The sequence below is a fragment of the Streptomyces sp. NPDC001292 genome (assembly GCF_042896465.1).
In the GTDB taxonomy this organism is placed as follows: Bacteria; Actinomycetota; Actinomycetes; order Streptomycetales; family Streptomycetaceae; genus Streptomyces.
Map to the genome: position 1 here is coordinate 1 of NZ_JBIAXG010000057.1, position 5,705 is coordinate 5,705.

Annotated in this window: 7 protein-coding genes; 3 read left to right on the plus strand and 4 right to left on the minus strand. The window is 70.2% G+C overall.

Going from position 1 to position 5,705, the window contains the following annotated elements:
• Positions 1-394 precede the first annotated feature (394 nt).
• Positions 395-1,045, minus strand: coding sequence for a DNA-3-methyladenine glycosylase (locus tag ACFY4A_RS37000; RefSeq protein ID WP_390833698.1), 651 nt, complete (start codon positions 1,043-1,045; stop codon positions 395-397).
• Positions 1,046-1,213: 168 nt separating this feature from the next.
• Here ACFY4A_RS37000 and ACFY4A_RS37005 point away from each other — a divergent pair, with 168 nt between their 5' ends.
• Complete coding sequence (locus tag ACFY4A_RS37005; RefSeq protein WP_390833699.1) at positions 1,214-1,753, plus strand: YbhB/YbcL family Raf kinase inhibitor-like protein; 540 nt, start codon at positions 1,214-1,216, stop codon at positions 1,751-1,753.
• Positions 1,754-1,917: 164 nt separating this feature from the next.
• Entirely contained in the window at positions 1,918-2,424 is a 507-nt protein-coding gene (locus ACFY4A_RS37010; protein WP_390833700.1) for an HNH endonuclease, read from the plus strand.
• Positions 2,425-2,490: 66 nt separating this feature from the next.
• Here the strand turns inward: ACFY4A_RS37010 and ACFY4A_RS37015 are convergent, their stop codons facing one another.
• From ACFY4A_RS37015 to ACFY4A_RS37025, 3 genes are all read right to left on the minus strand, one after another.
• Complete coding sequence (locus ACFY4A_RS37015) at positions 2,491-3,435, minus strand: SPFH domain-containing protein (RefSeq protein ID WP_390833701.1); 945 nt, start codon at positions 3,433-3,435, stop codon at positions 2,491-2,493.
• A 141-nt stretch (positions 3,436-3,576) separates the two neighbouring features.
• Entirely contained in the window at positions 3,577-4,008 is a 432-nt protein-coding gene (locus ACFY4A_RS37020) for an NfeD family protein (protein WP_390833702.1), read from the minus strand.
• Between the two features lie 52 nt (positions 4,009-4,060).
• A complete protein-coding gene (locus ACFY4A_RS37025) occupies positions 4,061-4,858 on the minus strand; it encodes an ABC transporter ATP-binding protein (RefSeq protein ID WP_390833703.1) in 798 nt (265 codons plus the stop codon).
• A gap of 152 nt (positions 4,859-5,010) precedes the next feature.
• Between ACFY4A_RS37025 and ACFY4A_RS37030 the strand changes: the two genes are divergently transcribed.
• Positions 5,011-5,705 (plus strand): hypothetical protein (locus ACFY4A_RS37030; RefSeq protein ID WP_390833704.1); only part of this gene is annotated, 695 nt, incomplete at its 3' end.

A 5,705-nucleotide genomic window follows, 5' to 3' on the forward strand; every position in this document is an offset into this window, starting at 1 on the left:
GCGTTGACTTTTGGCACGCTGTTGAGTTCTCAAGGAACGGACGCTTCCTTCGTACTCACCCTCTCGGGCTTTCCTCCGGGCGCTTCCCTTCGGTGTTTCCGACTCTATCAGATCTTTTTCTCGACCTGACCCCCAGTCAGCGGGGTTTGTCCTGAGCTTTCGGACTTCCGTCCGTCGGCCCTTTCGACATTCACTACGCTAGCCGATTTCCCCGGCGACTCATAATCGAGTCCTGCGAGTTCGAATTCGGGTACGCGGGCGCACCGAAGACGACCCCGCTGAAGGGGTTCTCGGTAGGTAGTGGGTTGGCCGCTCCGGCTGCAGGCGATCGCCGTACCCGGTTCAGCGGCTTGGGCTACGTTACGCACCTTCCGCGAGCGAGTCAACTTCCGCGTCAGCTTCGACGGTGCCTCGGCACATGGGCCCGGTACGGGCTGACCGTCGGGTCGTCGGCGACCCAGAAGCGCCACGGGTGGACGTCGCCGTTGCCGCCCTCGCCGGCCACTCCGGTGCGCGGGCCGCTGCGTACCTGGTCGGAGGGGACGGGCGTACCGGTCAGCATCCGTAGGGGGGTGTCGCCGGCGGCGCAGGCGTCGGTGCCGTCGAGGGTTCGGTCCACGTCCAGGGCCATGGCCAGACGGGCCGGGCCTTTGGCCAGTTCCTTGTCGTTGCGGGCCGGGAGGCGGCGGGCGCGGGCCAGCTCGGCGCCCTCGACGATCTCTCCGGCGCGGAGCAGGACTCCGCTCGCCCTGCCCTCCGGTCCGCACACCAGGTTCATGCAGTGCCACATGCCATAGGTGAAGTACACGTATACGTGGCCGGGGGGACCGAACATCACGCTGTTGCGGGCCGTGCGGCCGCGGTAGGCGTGGGAGCCGGGGTCGTTCGGACCGTCGTAGGCCTCGACCTCCGTCAGCCGCAGGGCGATCGGGCCGTCGGGGGTCGTACGCACCAGGACGCGACCCAGCAGATCGGGAGCGACCTCCACGACGGGGCGGTCGAAGAACTCTCTGGGCAGCGGCGTACGGTCCGTGGGCGCGATCACGGCTCACGAGCGTAGTCCAGACGGGTGGGTGCTCAGGGTGGCGTGCGCTACCGGCGGATGGCCGGGGCCGGCATCGGGCTCGTCTGGTTCTAGGCTCGGGCACTGCGATTCCGTTGATCAGGAATCATTGATCAGGAATCATCCAGGAACCGATCAGGAGGTACCGAGGTGACCGAGCTCAAGCGGCGGCCGCTCCCCCACGACTTCCATCCGCCCGTGCCGTCCTTCACGGTCACGAGCGACGACGTCCGGGAGGGCGAGACGCTCGGGGACGCTCAGGTCCATGCGGGCGGGAACACCTCCCCGCAGCTGCGCTGGGCGGGTTTCCCCCCGGAGACCCAGAGTTTCGCCGTGACCTGCTACGACCCGGACGCCCCGACGGGCAGCGGGTTCTGGCACTGGGTGCTGTTCGACATCCCGGCCTCGGTGACGGAGCTGCCGGCGGGTGCGGGCGGCGGCGCGTTCGATGGGCTTCCCGAGGGCGCCGTGCACGCGCGCAACGACTACGGCACGAAGGACTTCGGCGGTGCCGCGCCGCCGCCCGGGGACGGACCGCACCGGTACGTGTTCACGGTGTACGCCGTGGACCAGGACAAGCTCGGTCCGGACTCGGACGCCTCGCCCGCGGTGGTGGGCTTCAACCTGCGCTTCCATACGCTGGCGCGCGCCCAGCTGATCGGTGAGTACGAGAATCCCGCCGAGGGCTGAGCCGCGCGGCGCGCAGACCGCCGTTCACTGAACGTTTGCCCGCTTCTGGTCTTGGACGTGGCCGGAGGCGGGCATTTTTATTGCGTTGTCCATCCCGGCGCGCCCGGCCAGAGTTGATCCAGCCCGCCAGGGGGTGGGCCGGCGCTCTTTGGAGGTGGGCTGGGATGCGGGACACGCTGGTGCTGAACGCGAGCTTCGAGCCACTGTCGACGGTGACGCTGAAGCGAGCGGTCGTGTTGGTGCTCCAGTCGAAGGCCGTGGTCGAGCAGGCCCATCCGGAGCTGCGGCTGCGTGGTGCCGAGGTCGACATCCCCGCGCCCCGGGTGATACGGCTGTGCCGGTATGTGAGGGTGCCGTTCCGAAGACAGGCTCCGTGGTCGAGGCGCGGTGTGCTGGTACGGGACCGGCACCGGTGCGCGTACTGCGGGCGGCGCGCGACGACGGTGGACCACGTGGTGCCGCGGTCGCGGGGCGGGCAGGACACCTGGCTGAACACGGTGGCCTCGTGCGCGGAGGACAACCACCGCAAGGCGGACCGCACTCCGGAGCAGGCGGGGATGCCGCTGCTGCGGGAGCCGTTCGAGCCGACTCCCGCGGACGCGATGCTTCTGGCGCTGGGGCAGGAGGAGTTCGAGGCGCTTCCCGCCTGGCTGGCCGGGTCGGCAGCCTAGTTCCACGGCAGTGGGGCCCGCCTTCGCGACGAAGGCGGGCCCCACTGCCGTGGCGGACTGGGCGGGTCAGTCGATGGACGGCTTCTCTCGGCGCTCGGTGGCCGCGGGGGCGTTGCCGCCGCCCGGAGCGCCGCCCAGGGAGCCGAAGTTGCCGATGGCTCCGGTCAGGCCCTTGAGGGCGTCGCCGATCTCGCTGGGCACGATCCAGAGCTTGTTGGCGTCGCCCTCGGCGATCTTCGGGAGCATCTGGAGGTACTGGTAGGAGAGCAGCTTCTGGTCGGGGTCTCCGGCGTGGATGGACTCGAAGACCGTGCGGATGGCCTGGGCCTCACCCTCGGCGCGCAGGGCGGCGGCCTTGGCCTCACCCTCGGCGCGCAGGATCTGGGACTGCTTCTCGCCCTCGGCGCGCAGGATTTCGGACTGCCGGACACCTTCGGCCTGGAGGATCGCGGCGCGCTTGTCGCGGTCGGCGCGCATCTGCTTCTCCATCGAGTCCTGGATGGAGGTGGGCGGTTCGATGGCCTTGAGCTCGACGCGGTTGACGCGGATGCCCCACTTGCCGGTGGCCTCGTCGAGGACGCCGCGCAGGGCCGCGTTGATCTCCTCGCGGGAGGTCAGGGTGCGCTCCAGGTCCATGCCGCCGATGATGTTGCGCAGGGTGGTGACCGTGAGCTGCTCGATGGCCTGGATGTAGCTGGCGACCTCGTAGGTGGCGGCCCGGGCGTCGGTCACCTGGTAGTAGATGACGGTGTCGATGTTCACGACCAGGTTGTCCTGGGTGATCACCGGCTGCGGCGGGAACGGCACGACCTGTTCGCGCAGGTCGATGCGGTTGCGGATGGTGTCGATGAACGGGACGACGATGTTGAGGCCCGCGTTCAGCGTCCGTGTGTAGCGGCCGAAGCGCTCGACGATGGCGGCGCTCGCCTGTGGGATGACCTGGATCGTCTTGATCAGGGCGATGAAGACCAACACCACCAGGATGATCAGAACGATGATGACCGGTGCCATCGTTGCTGCCCGTACCCTTCTCCGCCTCGGCTCTTTCGGAAGATCTTGCGGTTGTCGAAGATCTTGCTGGTCGAGTCTGACAGACCGTTGCCCAACTCGTGGCCTGTTCCGTCCACTTGCGTTGTTGCCTTTGGTGCGAGGTCACATGACGACGGCGGTGGCGCCCTCGATGTCCACGACGTCGACCTGTTCGCCGGCTTCGTAGACGTGGTCGGTGTCGAGCGCGCGGGCCGACCAGATCTCCCCGGCGAGCTTGATACGGCCGCCTGAGCCATCGACGCGTTCCAGGACGACGGCCTGCTTGCCCTTCAACGCGTCCACCCCCGTGGCCAGTTCGGGACGCTGCTTGCCGGGCCGGGCCGCGATGGGCCGGACGACGGCGATGAGGGCGACCGAGACGACGACGAAGGTGAGCACCTGGACGACGACGCCGAAGCCGAAGCCCGCTGCCACCGCGGCGGCGACCGCGCCCACCGCGAACATGCCGAACTCCGGCATCGCGGTCACCACGAGCGGGATTCCGAGCGCCGCCGCGCCGACCAGCCACCACACCCATGCGTCGATGTTGTTCACATGGTCATGTTAGGCCGCGGGCGGTGACGGCGGACAGGGCGCGCAGTGGGGTTCAGGACAGCGGCAGGCCCTGGGCGGTCCAGCGGTCACCGGCCTGTTCGACGACGAGCGGGAGGCCGAAGCACAGGGAGAGGTTGCGGGAGGTGAGTTCGAGCTCCAGCGGGCCGGCGGCGAGGACCTTTCCCTGGCGGATCATCAGGACGTGGGTGAAGCCGGGGGCGATCTCCTCGACATGGTGGGTGACCATGATCATCGAAGGGGCGATCGGGTCCCGGGCGAGCCGGCCGAGGCGGCGGACCAGGTCCTCGCGGCCGCCGAGGTCGAGACCGGCGGCGGGCTCGTCGAGCAGGAGCAGCTCGGGGTCGGTCATCAGGGCGCGGGCAATGAGGGTGCGCTTGCGCTCGCCCTCGGAGAGGGTGCCGAACCTGCGGTCCAGGTAGTCGCTCATGCCGAGGCGGTCGAGGAAGGCGCGGGCGCGCTGCTCGTCGACGTCCTCGTACTCCTCCTGCCAGCCGGCGGTCATGCCGTAGGCGGCGGTCAGCACGGTCTGGAGCACGGTCTGGCGCTTGGGGAGCTTCTCGGCGAGGGCGATGCCGGCCATGCCGACGCGGGGGCGCAGCTCGAAGACGTCGGTGCCGGGCTTGCCGAGGGTCTCGCCCAGGACGGTGGCGGTGCCGCTGCTGGGGAAGAGGTAGGTGGAGGCGACGTTGAGCAGGGTGGTCTTGCCGGCGCCGTTGGGGCCGAGGATGACCCAGCGCTCACCCTCCTTGACCGACCAGGAGACCTGGTCCACGAGAGCCCGGCCCTCACGGACCACGGATACGTCCTGAAGCTCCAGAACATCGCTCATGAGCGCGTTGTCTCCCCTTGCAGTGTGCCGCCGGTCTCGGCTGTCGCGTACGCCTGTGGCTGGGTCCGCCGCGCCGGTGGGCGCAGCCCTCACCGAATCTACGCCACGAGCCGGGCGGCCCGTTCCATCGGTCCGGTCCTTAGGGTGGAGGCATGCTCTCGGAACCGCGCTCTGGGCGCCTCGCCGCTTGGGGAAACTCCCTTTTGTCCGGATACGTCTCACCGGACGACGCCGTGCACGCCATCGTCGGGGACGACGCCGTCCACCGGGTGGAGGGGCTGCCCGGGGAGTCGGGGCCGGTCGGGCTCACGCTGGCGCTGGGGCGGCTGCGGAGGCTCGGGGTGGGCGCGCTGCGGGTGGCGCTGCCCGCGCCGGGGCATCCGCTGGGGCTGAGCGGGCCGCCGGAGTTCAACGCGCGGGCGCTGGATGCCGGGGAGGCGGTGCTCTGCCACGGAGCCGCCTTCGGGCTGGTGCCCGAGGTGCGCGAGGCCGGGCCGGAGGGCGATGTGCACGCGGAGGTGCTGTGGCACGTGCTGCCCGTGCGGGAGGCGCCGCCGGCCGACGTGCCGTCGCTGGGCGAGGCCGAGCGGGAGCTGACGGAGGCGCTGCGGGAGGCGACTACGGTGCTGTCGCGGCTGGACGTGGCCGGGTCTGGGCCGGTGGCCGAGGCGGCGATCGACGCGTACCGGGCGCGGGCCGAGCGGGGCCGGGAGGTTCTGGCGCCGGGGTATCCGCCGCGGGCGGTGCGGGTGCTGGAGCTGGCACGGCGGGTGGGGTTGCTGATCTCGCTGGCGTACGAGAACGGGCACGGGGGTGCGGTGAGCGCGTCCGAGATGGCGGCGCGGGG

Coding starts and splice junctions, on each gene's coding strand:
- ACFY4A_RS37010 (WP_390833700.1), top strand. CDS start 1,918: ATGCGGGACACGCTGGTGCTGAACGCGAGCTTCGAGCCACTGTCGACG.
- ACFY4A_RS37015 (WP_390833701.1), bottom strand. CDS start 3,435: ATGGCACCGGTCATCATCGTTCTGATCATCCTGGTGGTGTTGGTCTTC.
- ACFY4A_RS37025 (WP_390833703.1), bottom strand. CDS start 4,858: ATGAGCGATGTTCTGGAGCTTCAGGACGTATCCGTGGTCCGTGAGGGC.